We start from the raw sequence: 1472 nt of genomic DNA, 5'->3' as shown, positions 1-1472 counted from the left end.
CAGCAGTACGACCGTAGTGCGATCTCGGTATCCATTGTTCCACTCCTCCAGGCCAGCTGGCACGAACACGGCTGGGGGCATCGCGTCCCTGGCCACGGTTCGGCCTTGGCGCGCGATGCTTGAGCCTACGGTTCCAACACTCAATCTTGACGTCAGCAACACAGCTCTCGCAGCAGGAAGCAAGACTGCTTATCGCGGAAGACGGGTTTTAGAACTATAAGCAATTCCTATTCCTGAGTGTGTACGAAATCGCACACTCTTGTTTAATCGACAGTTAATTGAATCGCGCAGACATCCCCGCGCAGCAGATGTAAGAAACTCCGACAAATCGCGGGCGCTTGGCCAAGCCTCGACGGCAGATGACACAGCGGCCGAAGTGCCTGCAATGACTTGCGCGGTACCTCAACTTGCCGCCTGCCCCCGCTTACTGCGAGCGCTTTCCGGCTCCCTTGAACAGGCAGCCGAGCAGCAATGCAAGCAGTGCCAAGGAAAGAGCGGTGACCAGCAGGAACACCAGCACGGCGAGCGGAGCGGCGAGCAGCCAGGGCAGCGCCGTATCATGGTTGTTGGCACTCGAGAAAACACGCTCAAAAGTGAGCGCTGCCGCCTGGTAGCCGAGTGGCAGCGCGCAGACGGCAGCGACCACCCCTTGCAGCAGCGGGCGAGCAAGTTCAGGCGCCGCTTCACCAGTAGGCCCATGCTTGCGAGCCGCACGCCACGCGCGCACGAGGAGCAGGCACAGAGCGGCAAGCAGAAGGCCGCCTAACGCCAGCAGCAGCGGCAAGAGCCAGCGCTCGGCCCGCCCGACCCACGCCAGATCGCGAACCGGGGCCGGCGACGCGGCGGCGCCAGTTGGTGTTGGCGCTGCTGCCACGACGGTGGGCGCCGCAGCCGCTTGCGCTGCAGGCATGCGCGCCGGGGACGGCTGTCGGCTGCGGGTTTCGGTCCGCCCAGCTTCGTCGCAACGCTCGCTACCCGGCGGCCGGAACGTCCGCGCCGGCGGCGGGCAAGCTCCGTCAACCATGAACTGCACACCGTTCAGCTCGCAGATCGCCGCGTTGCGCAGGCGGCATTCCTGCTCGGGAGTCGGCACGTCGGCACGGCAAACGCCGACAGCCAGCCAGGACAAGACGACCGCCAGCGAGAAGCTGGCAAGCGGCACGGCGGGACAATCGGCATGGACCTTCATCGGCTTCACTTGGCAAGTCTCAGTAGTGTCCACCTTCCGCGCCGAGAAATGACGAAATGGACTGAGCCTACATCACTTCATCATCAAGCGAAACGCAGGCCAGGCCTTTCCCGTGCCTTGGGAAAAAGTCAAAGCCAGCCCCCGTCGGGTGACCCCGTCGTGGAGGTCTTGGCTTAATGTGAAAGTCGCGCAAGCGACTCACGAAACTCCCTTCTCCCCTCGCGGGAGAAGGGGCGAGGGAAGAGAANGAAAGACGGTCATGAACTTTCATGATTTGGGGTGT

At 63.0% G+C, this 1472-nt stretch carries 1 protein-coding gene; it reads right to left on the bottom strand.

Going from position 1 to position 1472, the window contains the following annotated elements:
- Positions 1–424: 424 nt before the first annotated feature.
- Positions 425–1198 carry a hypothetical protein gene (locus tag E4Q23_RS16905; protein WP_169067723.1) on the bottom strand — a complete coding sequence of 258 codons (774 nt, stop codon included), beginning with the start codon at positions 1196–1198 and terminating at the stop codon, positions 425–427.
- Positions 1199–1472 lie beyond the last annotated feature (274 nt).

The sequence above is a fragment of the Candidatus Accumulibacter phosphatis genome (assembly GCF_012939955.1).
Classification (GTDB): Bacteria; Pseudomonadota; Gammaproteobacteria; order Burkholderiales; family Rhodocyclaceae; genus Accumulibacter; species Accumulibacter delftensis.
This window is presented reverse-complemented; position numbering and strand designations above follow the sequence as displayed.